Source organism: Paracoccus simplex, assembly GCF_042648325.1.
GTDB lineage: Bacteria > Pseudomonadota > Alphaproteobacteria > Rhodobacterales > Rhodobacteraceae > Paracoccus > Paracoccus simplex.
In genome coordinates, this window is the sequence record NZ_JBHRXE010000001.1 from 79,434 (window position 1) to 93,540 (window position 14,107).

The window sequence follows — 14,107 nt, forward strand, 5'->3', positions numbered from 1 at the left end:
GCGCTGAAGGCGACAAGCGCCTTCGGCGCCCCCGGCTGCGCCGAAGGCTTTATCCCATCGCAGCGGGGGTGCTGCGCCAGAAGGGTCCGCGCCGGTTAGCCCTGCTTGCGGCGCAATTCCGCTTCGCGCGCGCGCAGGTCCGGGGTCAGCTCGTCGCCGAATTCCTCGCTTTCGAAGACCGGGCGCAGCTCCAGTTCGCCGCTGCGGAACGGCGCCCTTTTCGCCCAGTCCAGCGCCTCTTGCATCGAGGCGACCTGCCAGAGCCAGAAGCCGGCCACCAGCTCCTTGGTCTCTGCGAAAGGCCCGTCGAGCACCAGCGGCGCGGCGCCGCCGAAGCGGATGCGGCGCCCTCTGGCGCTGGGGTGCAGCCCCTCGCCGGCCAGCATCACGCCGGCTGCCGCCAGTTCCTCGTTGAAACTGGTCATCGCGTCCAGTTCCCCGGTGGTCGGCATCACGCCGGCCTCGCTTTCCTCGGTCGCCTTGACCAATACCATGACACGCATCGTCCTCTCCTTTCATCTGGCTGGCATCGCATCGGGTGCCATGACCAAGGAACGATCGGCCGGCCCGGTTTCCGACAGGCGCGCGGAAATTTTTCGCACGCCTGTCGGTTGCTAGATGTGCAGCGCGTGACCCAGGGCGCGCAGGCAGGCCTCGTGCAACGCCTCGCCGCGGGTCGGGTGGGCGTGAATGGTGCCGGTGATGTCCTCGATCCGGGCGCCCATTTCCAGCGCCAGGGCGAAGCCGCCGGCCATTTCGGCCACGCCGGCGCCGACGGCCTGGATGCCCAGCACCTCATGCGTGTCGGCGCGGGCGGTGACGCGGATGAAGCCCGCCTCATCATCCGCCGTCATCGCCCGGCCGTTGGCCGCAAAGGGGAACAGCCCGGTCACGACCTCTTGCCCCAGCGCCTTCGCCTCGTCCGGGGACAGGCCGGTGCTGACGATTTCGGGATCGGTGAAGCAGACCGCCGGGATGGCGCGCTTGTCCCAGATCCGGGGCTGGCCTGCGACCAGTTCCGCCACCATCTCGCCCTGGGCCATGGCGCGATGGGCGAGCATCGGCTCGCCGGTCACGTCGCCGATGGCCAGCACCCCGGTCATCGAGGTGCGGCAACGCTCGTCGATGCGGATATAGGGGCCGGCCATGTCCAGCCGCAGCCCGTCCAGCCCGGCGCCGGTGGCGCGCGGGCGGCGGCCGACCGTCACCAGCACCTTGTCGGCGGCGATTTCCTCGGCCCCGTCGACGCCGGCGACGCGCAGCGCGCCGCTGTCCGACAGCCCGCCGGCCCGCGCCCCGGTCAGCACCCGCACGCCAAGCTGGGTCAGGCGCTGCGCCACCGGCCGGGTCAGCTCGGCGTCGTATTGCGGCAGGATGCGCGGCGCGGCCTCGACCACCGTGACCTCCGAGCCCAGCTTGGCAAAGGCGATGCCCAGTTCCAGCCCGATATAGCCGCCGCCGACCACGGCCAGCCGCTCGGGCACCTCGGTCAGCGCCAGCGCCCCGGTCGAGGAGATCACCTTGCCGCCGAAGGGCAGGGCCGGCACCTCGATCGGTTCCGAGCCGGTGGCCAGCACCAGGACCTCGGTGCGGATCTGCACCGGGCCCTCGGGCGTCTCGACCAGCACGGTCTTGCCGTCGCGCACCGTGGCCCGGCCGGTCACCAGCCGCACCTTGGCCTTGCGCAGAAGCGTGGCCACGCCGCCGGTCAGGCGCTCGACGATGCCGTCCTTCCAGGCCATGGTCGCGGCCAGGTCCAGCGTCGCGCCGCCGGCCGAGATGCCCATGGCCGGCGTCGCGGCAAGCTGGGTGAGGCGGTGGAACTCCTCGGCGGCATGGATCAGCGCCTTCGAGGGGATGCAGCCGACATTGAGGCAGGTGCCGCCCGGCGGCTCGGCATCGACGATGACCGTGTCGACGCCCAGTTGTCCGGCGCGGATGGCGCAGACATAGCCGCCGGGACCGGCGCCGATGACCAGCAGCCTGCATTGGATCTCGCGCATCTCAGCCCTCCACGAAGATCAGCGCCGGGGTTTCCAGCAGCTCTTTCAGCCGCGCCACGAAGACGGCGGCGTCCCAGCCGTCGATCACCCGGTGATCGAAGCTGCAGGACAGGTTCATCATCTTGCGCGGCTCGAAGGCCGCGCCGTTCCAGTGGGGCCGCACCGCCAGCCGGTTCACGCCGACGATGGCGACCTCGGGCACGTTCAGGATCGGGGTCGAGGCGATGGCGCCCAAGGGGCCCAGCGAGGTGATGGTGATGGTCGAGCCGGAAAGCTCGTCGCGCTTGGCGGTGCCGTCCTTGGCGGCATTGCCGATGCGGGCGATCTCGGCGGCGGTGGCGCGCAGGTCCAGCGCCTCGGCATGGCGCACGACCGGCACCATCAGCCCCGAGGGCGTCTGCGCGGCGATGCCCAGATGCACGGCGCCGAAGCGGCGGATCAGCCGGGCCTCGGCGTCGTAATGCGCGTTCAGGATCGGCTGTTCATGCACCGCCCGCACGATGGCGCGGGCGATGAAGGCCAGGGGGTTCAGCTTGGCGCCCTTGCCATGGGCGTTCATGCGGGCGCGCAGATCTTCCAGCGCGGTGGCGTCCACCTCCTCGACGATGGTGATCTGCGGGATGCTGCTCGCGACCTCCATGCGCTCGGCGATCTTGCGGCGCAGGCCGATGACGCGGATCTCCTCGACCGTGTTGTCGGGCTGCGGACCCGAGGGTGCGGGAATGCCGCCCGAGGCGATGAAGGCCTCCAGATCCTCGTGCCCGATGCGGCCGGCCGGACCCGAGCCGCGCACCAGCCGCAGGTCCACCCCGGCCTCGCGCGCCCGCGCCCGGACCGAGGGCGAGGCGATGGGCTTTTCCCCCTCGGGGCGCAGCGGCGCGGCCGAGGCGGCGGCGGGCCTCGCCGCCGGTTTCGGGGCCGGCGGTTCCGGTTCGGGTTCGGGCCGGGGCTCGGCTTCGGGCTTCGCCTCCGCGGGTTCGGGATCGGGCGGCGCGGTCTCGGCCTGCCGCGACGATCCCGGCGCCTCGGTCGGCGCCGGGGTCTGGGCGTCACCGGCGACGTTGCCGGGCCCGTCCACTTCCAGCCGCACCAGCTCGGCGCCGACGGCGATCACGTCGCCGGGCTGCCCGGCCTGCCAGACCACGGTGCCGGTGACGGGCGAGGGGATTTCCACCGTCGCCTTGTCGGTCATCACCGCGACCATGGGATCGTCCTCGCGCAGGACATCGCCGGGCTTGACCAGCCATTCGGCGATCTCGGCCTCGGCGATGCCTTCGCCGATATCGGGCATGCGGATTGCGTGAATACCCATGTCAGGCCACCTCGACCAGTTGACGCAATGCCTCGGCCACCCGTGCGGGGCCGGGGAAATAGCTCCATTCATGCGTATGCGGATAGGGCGTGTCCCAGCCCGCCACCCGCCGGATCGGCGCTTCCAGATGCCAGAAGCATTCCGCCTGCACCAGCGCCGCCAGTTCGGCGCCATAGCCCGAGGTCAGCGTCGCCTCGTGCAGCATCAGGCAGCGGCCGGTCTTGCTGACCGAAGCCGCCACCGTCTCCATGTCCAAGGGCAGCAGGGTGCGCAGGTCGATCACCTCGGCATCGACGCCCGATTCGGCGGCGGCGGCCAGCGCGACATGGACCATGGTGCCATAGGTTAGGATCGTGGCGGCCTGGCCCGGACGGCGCACCACCGCGCGGCCCAGCGGCACGGTGTAATGGCCTTCGGGCACCTCGCCCAGCTCGTGCGTTTTCCATGCGGTCACCGGCCGGTCGTGATGGCCGTCGAAGGGGCCGTTGTAGAGCCGCTTCGGCTCCAGGAAGATCACCGGGTCAGGATCCTCGATGGCCGACATCAGCAGCCCCTTGGCGTCGCGCGGGTTCGAGGGCACCACGGTTTTCAGACCCGTCACATGGGTGAACAGCGCCTCGGGCGACTGGCTGTGGGTCTGGCCGCCGAAGATGCCGCCGCCGGTCGGCATCCGCACCACCATCGGGCAGGTGAACTGCCCGGCCGAGCGGTAGCGCAGCCTTGCCGCCTCGGACACGATCTGGTCATAGGCCGGATAGACGTAATCGGCGAACTGGATTTCCACCACCGGCTTCAGCCCATAGGCGGCCATGCCGATGCCGGCGCCGACGATGCCGGATTCGTTGATCGGCGTGTCGAAGCAGCGGGTCTTGCCGTATTTCGCCTGCAGGCCGGCGGTGCAGCGGAAGACGCCGCCGAAATAGCCCACGTCCTCGCCGAACACGACCACGGTCGGGTCGGCGCCCATGGCCACGTCCAGCGCGTCGCGGATGGCCTCGATCATCGTCATGCGTGCCATGTCAGAACCCCGCCTCGTGACGTTGCTTCAGCAGATGCGGCGGCATTTCGGCATAGACGTCCTCGAACATGTCCACCGGGCTTGGGTGCTGGCCGTGATGCAGGGTGCCGATGGCCTCGGCGCGTTTCTGCGCGGCGGTGATCTCGGCCAGGATCTCGGCCTCGGCCTGGGCGTGGCGCTCGTCGCTCCAGACGCCCAGCCGGATCAGGTGGTTCTTCAGCCGCAGGACCGGGTCGCCCAGCGGCCAGGCGGTGCTTTCCTCGGCCGGGCGATAGGCCGAGGGGTCGTCCGAGGTCGAATGCCCGCCGGCGCGATAGGTGACATATTCGATCATCGTCGGGCCGAGGTTGCGCCGGGCGCGTTCCGCCGCCCATTTCGCCACCGCCATCACCGCCAGATAGTCGTTGCCGTCCACCCGCAGCGACGGGATGCCGAAACCCAGGCCGCGCGCCGCGAAAGTGCCCGAACCGCCCCGCGCGATGCCCTGGAAGGTCGAGATCGCCCACTGGTTGTTGACAACGTTCAGCACCACCGGCGCCTTGTAGGTCGAGGCGAAGACCAGCGCGGCGTGGAAATCGCTTTCCGCCGTCGAGCCGTCGCCGATCCAGGCCGCCGAGATCTTGCGGTCGCCCGAGATCGCCGAGGCCATGGCCCAGCCCACCGCCTGGATGTATTGCGTGGCAAGGTTGCCCGAGATGGTGAAGAAGCCATGCTCGCGCGAGGAATAGCAGACCGGCAATTGCCGGCCGCGCATCGGATCCTCGGCGTTGGAAAACACCTGGTTCATCATCGCGCTGAGCGGGTAGCCGGCCGCGATCAGCAAGCCGGCCTGCCGATAGGTCGGGAAGTTCATGTCGCCGGGTGCCAGGGCACGCTGGAAGCCGCAGGAGATCGCCTCCTCGCCCAGGTGCTGCATGTAGAAGCTGGTCTTCTGCTGGCGCTGCGCGTTCAGCATCCGCGCGTCATAGATGCGCAGCGTCATCATGTGGCGCAGGCCTTCCAGCAGATCCTCGGGGGTGAAGTCCAGCGCCTCGGCCCAGGGTCCGACCGCTTCGCCCTCGCGGTTCATCACCCGGATGATGGTGAAGGCGAGGTCGCGGATCTCCTCGGGGTCGGCATCGACCGGCGGGCGGCGGACGGTGCCGGCGCGCGGGATCGCCACATGCGAGAAATCGGGCTGGCCGCCGGGCCGGACCTCGGGTTCCGGCACCGTCAGGCTAAGCGGAGGAAGCGCGTCTGGATCGGGCATGGTCGTGGCGGCTCCGTGGGTTACGCTGAAAGGATAATGCCGGATCGCTGCGGCTGGTTGCGTCGGGCGATGCGGGATGGCGCGATTTCCGATGCGGCTGCACCACGATCGCGGCGCAGCCGCGGTCGCGGCCGGCGCCACGGCCACAGAAGGTGTTTCTGGATCATGCACTCCTCCCCCGAGCGCCCGGACCCGGTCCGGTGAGGGTCAGGATAATCCGGGAATGCGAAGACAGGTGTTGCTTTTTTCGGGTCTGCGGCACTGGAAATTGCAATCGTATCCTATAAAAACGTAATTTCAGGGGACAAATGTCACGGGAATGGCTGGATGGACGAAACGGACCGCCGGATTCTGCAGGTGATCCAAAGAGAGGACGACCTGTCGATCCGCGAGATCGCCGAGCGCGTGGGGCTGAGCCACACGCCCTGCTGGAAGCGGATGCAGGCCCTGCAGGAGGCGGGCATCCTGGCCGGTCGCCGCTATCGGCTGGACCGGCTGGCGATGGGGTTGCAGGTGCGGGCCTGGTGCATGGTGACGCTGAAGATCCACGACAAGCACACCCTGCCGGATTTCGAAGCGGCCGTGGCGCGGATCCCCGAGGTGGTCGGCTGCGCGCTGCTGACCGGGCACGAGGATTACATGCTCGAGATCGTCGTCCGCGACCTGCGCGCCTTCGAGCTGCTGCTCAAGGAGCAGTTGCTGCCGCTGCCGGGCGTCCAGCACCTGTCGACGCGGATCGGCCTGCGCGACATCCTGAGCGAGCGGCCCCTGCCGGTCTGACGCGGCGGGCCAGGCATTGGGGGAAATGGTGAAGCGGCGCGCGGCGTGACCGTCGCGTCGCGAGCGTTTGAGGAACGAAGAAGCCCGGGCAGGGGGCCCGCGCCGGCGCGGGGTGCGCGGGCGCGGGGGTATTTGCAAAACGGTGAAGGCAGAAGCGTCAGTCGTAGAGCCCGGCGAAGCGGTCGCGCAGCAGGTTCTTCTGCACCTTGCCCATGGTGTTGCGCGGCAGTTCGTCCACGAACAGCACCCGCTTGGGCTGCTTGAACTTCGCCAGCCGTCCCTCCAGCGGCGCCAGCACCGCGGCCTCGGTCAGGGCGGGGCTGCCGGTCGGGACCACCACCGCCGTCACCCCCTCGCCGAAATCGCGATGCGGCAGGCCGATGACCGCGGATTCGACCACGCCGGGCAGCGCGTCGATCTCGGTCTCGATCTCCTTGGGATAGACGTTGTAGCCGCCGGTGATGATCAGATCCTTGCCGCGGCCGACGATGTGCAGATAGCCGCGCTCGTCGAATTTCCCCAGGTCGCCGGTGATGAAGAAGCCGTTGTCGCGCAGCTCGGCGGCGGTCTTTTCCGGCATGCGCCAATAGCCCTTGAACACGTTCGGGCCGCGCACCTCGATCATGCCGATCTCGCCCCGCGGCAGTTCGGCGCCGGTCTCGGGGTCGGTGACGATGATTTCGGTCCCCGGCAGCGGCAGGCCGACGGTGCCGGCGATGCGCTCGCCGTCATAGGGGTTCGAGGCGTTCATGTTCGTCTCGGTCATGCCGTAGCGTTCCAGGATGGCATGGCCGGTGCGGGCCTGCCATTCGCGATGCGTCTCGGCCAAAAGCGGCGCCGAGCCCGAGACGAACAGCCGCATATTGGCGGTGGTCTCGGCGTTCAGCATGTCGTCCTGCAGCAGGCGGACATAGAAGGTCGGCACGCCCATCAGCACGGTGGCGCGGGCCATCGCCTCGAAGATCCGGTCCAGGTCGAATTTCGGCAGGAAGACCATCGAGGCGCCCGAGAACAGCACCACATTGGTGGCCACGAACAGGCCATGGGTGTGAAAGATCGGCAGGGCGTGGATCAGCACGTCCTGCGCGGTAAAGCGCCAGGCCTCGCGCAGCACCTGGGCATTCGAGACCAGGTTGCCATGGGTCAGCATCGCGCCCTTGGAGCGGCCGGTGGTGCCCGAGGTGTAAAGCAGCGCGGCCAGGTCGTCGCGGTCCCGCGCCGCGGTGGCGAAAGCCTCGGGCGCCGTCTCGGCCGCGTCGGTCAGGCTGCCCCGCCCCTCGGCATCCAGCGTGACCATGCGGGCGCCGGCGGCCTCGGCGGGTTCGCGCAGCGCCTCTTGCCGGGCCGGGTCGCAGACGAAGACCCGGGGCTCGGCATCGCCGAGGAAATAGCCGATCTCGGCCGGGGTGTAGCCGGTGTTCAGCGGCAGGAACACCGCGCCCGCCCGCAGGGTGGCGAGATAGAGGATGATCGCCTGCACCGATTTCTCGACCTGCACCGCCACCCGGTCGCCGGGCTGGACGCCGAAGGCCGCCAGCGCATTGGCCATGCGACCGCTGCGGGCGATCAGCTCGGCATAGCGGATGCGCTCGCCCGCCTGCGTCTCGATGGCCACGGCCCCGGGGTCGCGGATGCCGGCGACGAGAAGGTCGAACAGATTGTCACTCATGAGTTATCCCCGTGGTTCATGCGTTGGAGGCCGGCAGCGCGCGCCTGACATTGTCCGAGGCGGCGATGGCGCTGCGTTCGGCGAAGGCTTCGTGGTTCGCCTCGATCCGGCCGAGATCATAGAGATAGTTCACCATCAGCCCATGCGACTGCTTCAATCCGTTGGCCGAAACGTCGCCCAGGAAGTTCAACCGCTCGAGCCGGGCGCCGTTGCCCAGGTGGAAGCGCGCCACCGGATCGACGACGCGGCCCTTGCCGTCGCGGGCGCGCAGGAAATAGGTCGCGGCGGCGGCCATCAGCGGCGCGCGCAGGCTTTCGGCCTTCGCCGCATCCTTGTGCCAGCCGGGCTCGTCCAGCAGGACGAAGGCCAGGCGCTGGTCGGCGTCGATCAGTTCCGACATCTCGTCCTGACGCTGCCGGGCCAGCCAGGCGGCAAAGCCCGGCACCGGCGACAGCGTGACGAAGGTGCGGATGTTGGGCAGTTCCGCCTTGAGTTCCTCGACCACCTGCTTGATCAGGAAATTGCCGAAGGACACCCCGGCGAGCCCCCGTTGGGTGTTCGAGATGGAATAGAACACCGCGGTGCTGGCCCGTTCCGCCTGGATCGGCTGGCGGTCGAGGTCGAGCAGCCCGGCGACATTGTCCGGGATCTCCTCGGTCAGGGCCACTTCGACGAAGATCAGCGGCTCGTCCACCAGCTGCGGGTGAAAGAAGCCGTAGCAGCGCCGGTCGGTCGGCTGCAGGCGGTTGCGCAGGTCGTCCCAGTTCTGGATGGCATGCACCGCCTCGTAGCGGATGATCTTTTCCAGGATGCTGGCGGGCGTGTTCCAGTCGATATGGCGCAGCACGAGAAACCCCCTGTTGAACCAGGACGCGAAAAGATGCGCGAAATCGCCGTCCACCCGGCGCAGCGCGGGGTTGCCCTTCAGATGGCGCAGCAGCTCCTCGCGCATCCGCACCAGCGCCGCCGTGCCGCCGGGGGCCAGGTTCAGGCGCCGGAACAGTTCCTGCCGGCGCGGCTCGGCGATCTCGTGCAGCGCCTCGATGGCCTCGATATTGCCGGCGTCGCGCTGCACCGCCTCCAAGGCCGTGCGGACCGCCGCCGGATCGGGGCCGAAACGGTCGCCGAGGTTCTGCAGGAAGGCCAGCCGCGCCTCTTCGCCGGCATCCTCGAAGGCCGCGAGCAGGCCCTGGGCGATGGCCACGCCCGAAGCCTCGCCCCGCCGCGACAGCAGCGCCTCGCCCAGTTCGCACAGGTCGGGCGCCTCGGTGGCGGTGTCGGTGCCCCGCCGCCCCAGCAGGCGGCGGCCGCGGTCGGTCAGCACCTCGAACAGCTCGCCCAGGAAGGCGGGGCGGCCGGGGCGCGGGGTCTCGACGGTCTTGATCATATCGGCCTCCGAAGGGGTTGGCATGCCGGGATCACCCCGGCAGCACGACGAAGATCAGCCACAGCACCACCGGGGCGACCAGCGTCACCAGCGCGCCGTAGTTCAGCAGTTTGCGGAAAAACATCTGGCGGTCCACCCCGCGGGCATTGGCCAGCACCAGCGCGCCGTTGGTCGAGAAGGGGCTGACATCGACGATGGTCGAGGCGACGGCCATGCCGGCGATGAAGCCGATGGCGCCGACGCCGGTATCGCCCTGCAGGAACGGCACCGCCAGCGGGATCAGCGAGCCCAGCACCGCCGTGGACGAGGCGAAGGCCGAGACCACCGCGCCGATGAAGAACAGCATCAGCGCCGCCAGCAGCGGCGAGGCCATGCCGGCCACGCTGTCGCCGACGAAGTCGATGGTGCCCATGTGTTCCAGCACCGCGACATAGGTGGAAACGCCTGTGATCAGCACGATCTCGGGCCAGGCGACCTGCGCCATGGCGCGTTTCTGCATGGTCGGGGCCCAGAGCGCCAGCGCCAGGCCGATGGTCAGCGAGACGAAGCCGATGTCGAGGTTGAAGGCCAGCACCAGCACCGCCAGCAAGGCCAGCCCGGCCAGGGTCGCGATCTGATAGGGGGTGCCGTCGGGTTGGTTGCCTTCCTCGACCTCGGCGACGAGTCGGTTCGATTCGCCGCCGCCTTCCTCGCCGATGCGGCGACTCAGCGCCTCGGCCTCGCTGTCGCCGAAGATCTGCGGGCCGGTGGCGGGGCGGGCGATCTCGACATGCGGCACCGTCACCGGCTCGATCCGGTCCGAGCGCGCCTGCATCAGCTTGCGGCCGCCCAGGGCCATGAACAGCAAAAGCGCCACCGCCGCGTTGACGAAGAAACTGGCGGCGAAGGTGGTCATCGGCGACAGCGGCAACCCGGCCTTGGCCACCACGCCATTGGTGATGCCGCCATAGATGCTGATCGGTGAAAAGCCCCCGGCCTGCGCGCCATGCACCACCATCAGGCCCATGAGCAGGGGCGAGATCTGATAGCGAAAGGCGAACCCCAGCGCGATCGGCGCCACGATGGCGACGGCGCCGGGGCTGACCGCACCGACGGCGGTCAGGACGGCCGAGATGCCGAACATGATCCACGGAATCGCGCCGATGCGGCCCTTGACGGCGCGCACCGCCATGCGCACCAGCCAATCGATGGTGCCGTTGTTCTGCGCCAGCGCGAACAGCCAGGTGATGCCGACCAGCGTCAGGAACAGGCCGCTGGGGAAACCGGCGATGATCTCCTTGGCGCCCTGGCCGGCCAGCAGGGTGCCGACCAGGAAGGCGCCGACAAAGGCCAGCACGCCCATGTTGATCGGCCAGATCGTGGCGACGACGAACATCGCCGCCAGCGTATAGATTGAAAGCAGATGCGGGGTCATGCGCGGCTCCTCTCCATGCAAACCTCCTTGTCGATTCCCGCGCCCTCCTCCGGCGCGCGAATCCTCACCGGGTTGTTATACGTTTCCGTTTGGTTGTTGTATATAACAAAAGGGAACATGGATAAATGCCGGCGAAGCGCCTATCTTCCCGGGCAGAGAGGCGAAGGAGGCTTTCATGGCGACGATTCCCACCCCGCTGCGTATCCGCAACGCGCTGGAAAACGCCATCGTGGAAGGCAGATACCTGCCCGGCGCCCGCCTGGACCCCGAGGCGCTGGAGCGGGAATTCGAGGTTTCGCGCACCCCGATCCGCGAGGCGCTGCACCAGCTCGAGGCGTCGGGGCTGGTCCGGGTGGTGGCCAAGCGCGGCACCTTCGTCACCGAATGGAGTCCCAGCGAACTGGCCGAGCGTTTCGAGGTCATGGCCGAGATCGAGGCCACCTGCGGCCGCCTGGCCGCCCGCCGCATCACCGAGACGGAACTGGCGGCGCTGGAGGCGGTGCATGGCGAATGCCGCCGGCTGGCCGAGGCGGGCGAGGTCGAGGCCTATTACGCCCGCAACTCGGATTTCCACCATTGCATCTATCGCGCCACGCACAACGCCTTCCTGGAACAGGAGGCCTCGCGCCTGCACGCCATGCTGCAACCCTATCGGCGCATGCAGCTGAAGGTGCGCAACCGGATGATGCGGTCCTTTGCGGAACATGACGCGGTGGTGGCGCGCATCCGCGCCGGCGATGGCGAGGGCGCGGCCGAGACGCTGCGCGCTCATGTCATCGTGCAGGGCGACCGTTTCCATGATCTGATCGCAGCGCTGCGCCAGGGCGACTGAGTCGCCGGCGCCGGGGCGATTCGCGGTGGCGGATCGCGCCGAATTTGTGCCGCGACAAGGAACGGCGGCGGAAATTGCGTGAGGATGGGGCAAAGCATTCCGAGGTGCCCCATGATCGGCAAACAGCTCTCTCGCTGGACGATGGCCTGGTTCGCTGCGGCGCTGGCCTTTCTGCTGGCGGCGCTGGGCCTTGCCGTGCTGGGCGCGGCGGGGCCGGGGCGGTGGTCCTCGGGACCGGGGCTGGCGGTGCTGCACCTGTTCGCGCTGGGCTGGCTTTGCCAGATGATGCTGGGCGCGTTGATTCAGTTCACCCCGGTCCTGGCGGCCCGGCCGCTGGCGCTGGCCCGGCTGGCGCTGCCGGCGCTGCTGGCCTGCAGCTTCGGGACGGCGCTGCTGGCCGGGGGCTTCCTGGCGCTTGACGGCTGGGAGCCGGGCTTCGCCTTGCTGGCCGCCGCGCCGCTGCCGTTGGCGCTGGCCTTCGCGCTGGTGGGCGCGATGGTGGCCGCGACGCTGCTGGCGGTCCGGGGCTGGCGGCAGGATGCCGGGCGCACGGTGCTGGCGGCGCTGCTGGCGCTGGCGGCGCTGTGGGCCAGCGGCGCCGGCATGGCGCTGGCGCTCTCGGGGTCCGATATCGGCATGGCGCTGCTGCCGGAAGGGGTGCCGCTGCATGTGTTGCTGGGCGTCGGCGGCTGGCTGACGCTTTCGGCCATCGGCGTCAGTTACCAGTTGTTCCCGATGTTCCTGCTGGCGCCCGACAGGGGCAGCCGGCTGCGCGATGCCGGCTTCGCCTGCGCGCTGCTGGTGCTCGGCCTGATCCTGGCCGGGCTGGCGGCGCTGCTGCTGGGCGGGGGAGCCGCGCTGCCGCTGCTGCTGCCGCTTGCGGCGCTGGCCTCGGCGGCGGTGGTGGCGCTTTATCTGGCCGAAGCCCGGCGCATGTGGCAAGCCCGCCGCCGCCCGCAGCCCGAGCTCAACATGCAATGGAGCCGCGCCGCTTTGGCTTTCCTGGGCCTTGCGGTCCTGCTGAGCGGGCCGGCGCTGTGGCGCGGCGGCGTCTGGGCCGAGGCGGCGGTCTTTGCGGCGCTGGTCGGCTGGCTCTCGACGCTGACGCTGGCGCAGATGGTCAAGATCGCCAGCTTCCTGACCTGGATCCAGGTGTTCTCGCCACTGATCGGCCGGCGGCCGGTGCCGATGGTGCATGAGCTGACCGGCACCCGCGCCGCCGGGCGCTGGCTGGCGCTGTGGGCGGCGGCGGCGGCGGGCGGCACCGCGGCGCTGCTTGCGGGCTTTGCCCCCGGCTTCCGGCTGGCGGCGCTGNNNNGCTTTGCCCCCGCCTTGGCGCTGGCGGCGCTGGTGCTGCTGGCGGGCTGCCTGGGCCTGTGCCGCGAGGCCGTGCTGATCCGCCGCCTGCGCCACCTCGCCGCCGATCGCCGGCCCGCCCTTCTGCCGCCGATGATCCTTCCCCCTTCACCCCGGAGATCCGACCATGACCATCCCCGAACCGCTGGAGCTTGACGTCCGCGCGCCTCTGGCTCGCGGCGAGGAGCCGTTTTCCGCCATCATGGCGGCGGTGGACAGCCTGCTGCCCGGCCAGCCGCTGCGCCTGATCACCCCGTTCCGGCCGGTGCCGCTGTTCGGGGTGATGGCGAATCGCGGTTTCGGCGCCAGCGACCGGCCGTTGCAGGACGGCGGCTGGGAGGTGACCTTCACCCCGGTCGCCGGCGCCGCGCCCGAGGCGGGGCTGACCCCCGGCTCGGCCGCCGGCGCGGCGCTGTGGCCCGATCCCGCGCAGACCCTGGACCTGACCGGGCTGATGCCGCCCGAGCCCATGGTGCGCATCCTCGAGACGCTGGAGGCCATGGCGGCGGGCGAGGTGCTGTTCGCGCTGCTCGACCGCGAGCCGATGTTCCTATTTCCCGAACTGGCCATGCGCCATCACGAATGGGCGGGGAACTTCGCTGCGGATGGCGCGAGCTATCGGCTGATGGTGCGCCGCGGCGACGGCGGCGGGCGGGGGTGACGGCCATGGCCGATCTGCGCGATCTCGTCCGCGACCGGCTGCGCGAGGTGCTGGACCCCGAGACCGGCCGCGACCTGGTCGCCATGGGCATGATCTATGCCATCGCCGAGGAAGCCGGCCATGTCACCATCGACATGACCACCACCACGCGCGGCTGCCCGCTGACCGAGATGCTGCGCCAAGGCGTCGAAGCGGCGGTGTCGCGCCTTGACGGCGTGCGCGGGGTCGAGGTGCGGCTGACCTGGGATCCGCCCTGGACCCCGGATCGGATGGAGCCGGCCTGAGGCCCGCCCGTGCCCTTCGCCGCCCGGAAAAACGCATGCTCTTTGCGCTGCATCAAATATCCGGGCGAAAGAGTCGAAGTTGCTTGTTCCGGCACAACGAAGGGCTTGGCGAAACCTGCCATCATTATGGCAACCGGAAAGA

Annotated in this window: 12 protein-coding genes; 4 read left to right on the forward strand and 8 right to left on the reverse strand. The window is 69.6% G+C overall.

Annotated elements, in window-relative coordinates:
* Nucleotides 1-95: 95 nt before the first annotated feature.
* The 5 genes from ACFOMP_RS00375 to ACFOMP_RS00395 all read right to left on the reverse strand — a co-directional run bounded on the left by ACFOMP_RS00375 (nt 96) and on the right by ACFOMP_RS00395 (nt 5,582).
* Nucleotides 96-503: a YciI family protein gene (locus ACFOMP_RS00375; protein ID WP_289896404.1), complete on the reverse strand. Its 408-nt coding sequence runs from the start codon at nt 501-503 to the stop codon at nt 96-98.
* Between the two features lie 111 nt (nt 504-614).
* Entirely contained in the window at nt 615-2,003 is a 1,389-nt protein-coding gene (gene lpdA / locus ACFOMP_RS00380) for a dihydrolipoyl dehydrogenase (RefSeq protein ID WP_379027397.1), read from the reverse strand.
* Between the two features lies 1 nt (nt 2,004).
* A complete protein-coding gene (locus ACFOMP_RS00385; RefSeq protein WP_289896402.1) occupies nt 2,005-3,315 on the reverse strand; it encodes a dihydrolipoamide acetyltransferase family protein in 1,311 nt (436 codons plus the stop codon).
* A 1-nt stretch (nt 3,316) separates the two neighbouring features.
* Entirely contained in the window at nt 3,317-4,333 is a 1,017-nt protein-coding gene (locus ACFOMP_RS00390) for an alpha-ketoacid dehydrogenase subunit beta (RefSeq protein WP_379027399.1), read from the reverse strand.
* A 1-nt stretch (nt 4,334) separates the two neighbouring features.
* Nucleotides 4,335-5,582 carry a 3-methyl-2-oxobutanoate dehydrogenase (2-methylpropanoyl-transferring) subunit alpha gene (locus ACFOMP_RS00395; protein ID WP_289896401.1) on the reverse strand — a complete coding sequence of 416 codons (1,248 nt, stop codon included), beginning with the start codon at nt 5,580-5,582 and terminating at the stop codon, nt 4,335-4,337.
* Between the two features lie 327 nt (nt 5,583-5,909).
* Here ACFOMP_RS00395 and ACFOMP_RS00400 point away from each other — a divergent pair, with 327 nt between their 5' ends.
* Nucleotides 5,910-6,362, forward strand: a complete 453-nt coding sequence (locus ACFOMP_RS00400; protein ID WP_289896400.1) for an Lrp/AsnC family transcriptional regulator — start codon at nt 5,910-5,912, stop codon at nt 6,360-6,362.
* Between the two features lie 157 nt (nt 6,363-6,519).
* Here ACFOMP_RS00400 and ACFOMP_RS00405 read toward each other — a convergent pair whose 3' ends face one another.
* Genes ACFOMP_RS00405 through ACFOMP_RS00415 form a run of 3 tightly spaced genes read right to left on the reverse strand, consistent with a single transcriptional unit; the run spans nt 6,520 to nt 10,832 of the window.
* Complete coding sequence (locus tag ACFOMP_RS00405; RefSeq protein ID WP_289896399.1) at nt 6,520-8,031, reverse strand: malonate--CoA ligase; 1,512 nt, start codon at nt 8,029-8,031, stop codon at nt 6,520-6,522.
* Nucleotides 8,032-8,047: 16 nt separating this feature from the next.
* Nucleotides 8,048-9,418 carry a malonyl-CoA decarboxylase gene (locus ACFOMP_RS00410; RefSeq protein ID WP_379027402.1) on the reverse strand — a complete coding sequence of 457 codons (1,371 nt, stop codon included), beginning with the start codon at nt 9,416-9,418 and terminating at the stop codon, nt 8,048-8,050.
* 31 nt (nt 9,419-9,449) lie between these two features.
* Nucleotides 9,450-10,832, reverse strand: a complete 1,383-nt coding sequence (locus tag ACFOMP_RS00415) for an SLC13 family permease (protein WP_379027404.1) — start codon at nt 10,830-10,832, stop codon at nt 9,450-9,452.
* Nucleotides 10,833-11,007: 175 nt separating this feature from the next.
* Here ACFOMP_RS00415 and ACFOMP_RS00420 point away from each other — a divergent pair, with 175 nt between their 5' ends.
* From ACFOMP_RS00420 to ACFOMP_RS00430, 3 genes are all read left to right on the forward strand, one after another.
* Complete coding sequence (locus ACFOMP_RS00420; protein ID WP_289896396.1) at nt 11,008-11,664, forward strand: GntR family transcriptional regulator; 657 nt, start codon at nt 11,008-11,010, stop codon at nt 11,662-11,664.
* A 1,483-nt stretch (nt 11,665-13,147) separates the two neighbouring features.
* Complete coding sequence (locus tag ACFOMP_RS00425; RefSeq protein ID WP_289896394.1) at nt 13,148-13,681, forward strand: DUF2249 domain-containing protein; 534 nt, start codon at nt 13,148-13,150, stop codon at nt 13,679-13,681.
* Nucleotides 13,682-13,686: 5 nt separating this feature from the next.
* The gene (locus ACFOMP_RS00430; protein WP_289896393.1) at nt 13,687-13,965 is read left to right on the forward strand and encodes a metal-sulfur cluster assembly factor; all 279 of its coding nucleotides are present in this window, start codon (nt 13,687-13,689) and stop codon (nt 13,963-13,965) included.
* Nucleotides 13,966-14,107 lie beyond the last annotated feature (142 nt).

Coding starts and splice junctions, on each gene's coding strand:
- ACFOMP_RS00375 (WP_289896404.1), bottom strand. CDS start 503: ATGCGTGTCATGGTATTGGTCAAGGCGACCGAGGAAAGCGAGGCCGGC.
- lpdA (WP_379027397.1), bottom strand. CDS start 2,003: ATGCGCGAGATCCAATGCAGGCTGCTGGTCATCGGCGCCGGTCCCGGC.
- ACFOMP_RS00385 (WP_289896402.1), bottom strand. CDS start 3,315: ATGGGTATTCACGCAATCCGCATGCCCGATATCGGCGAAGGCATCGCC.
- ACFOMP_RS00390 (WP_379027399.1), bottom strand. CDS start 4,333: ATGGCACGCATGACGATGATCGAGGCCATCCGCGACGCGCTGGACGTG.
- ACFOMP_RS00395 (WP_289896401.1), bottom strand. CDS start 5,582: ATGCCCGATCCAGACGCGCTTCCTCCGCTTAGCCTGACGGTGCCGGAA.
- ACFOMP_RS00400 (WP_289896400.1), top strand. CDS start 5,910: ATGGACGAAACGGACCGCCGGATTCTGCAGGTGATCCAAAGAGAGGAC.
- ACFOMP_RS00405 (WP_289896399.1), bottom strand. CDS start 8,031: ATGAGTGACAATCTGTTCGACCTTCTCGTCGCCGGCATCCGCGACCCC.
- ACFOMP_RS00410 (WP_379027402.1), bottom strand. CDS start 9,418: ATGATCAAGACCGTCGAGACCCCGCGCCCCGGCCGCCCCGCCTTCCTG.
- ACFOMP_RS00415 (WP_379027404.1), bottom strand. CDS start 10,832: ATGACCCCGCATCTGCTTTCAATCTATACGCTGGCGGCGATGTTCGTC.
- ACFOMP_RS00420 (WP_289896396.1), top strand. CDS start 11,008: ATGGCGACGATTCCCACCCCGCTGCGTATCCGCAACGCGCTGGAAAAC.
- ACFOMP_RS00425 (WP_289896394.1), top strand. CDS start 13,148: ATGACCATCCCCGAACCGCTGGAGCTTGACGTCCGCGCGCCTCTGGCT.
- ACFOMP_RS00430 (WP_289896393.1), top strand. CDS start 13,687: ATGGCCGATCTGCGCGATCTCGTCCGCGACCGGCTGCGCGAGGTGCTG.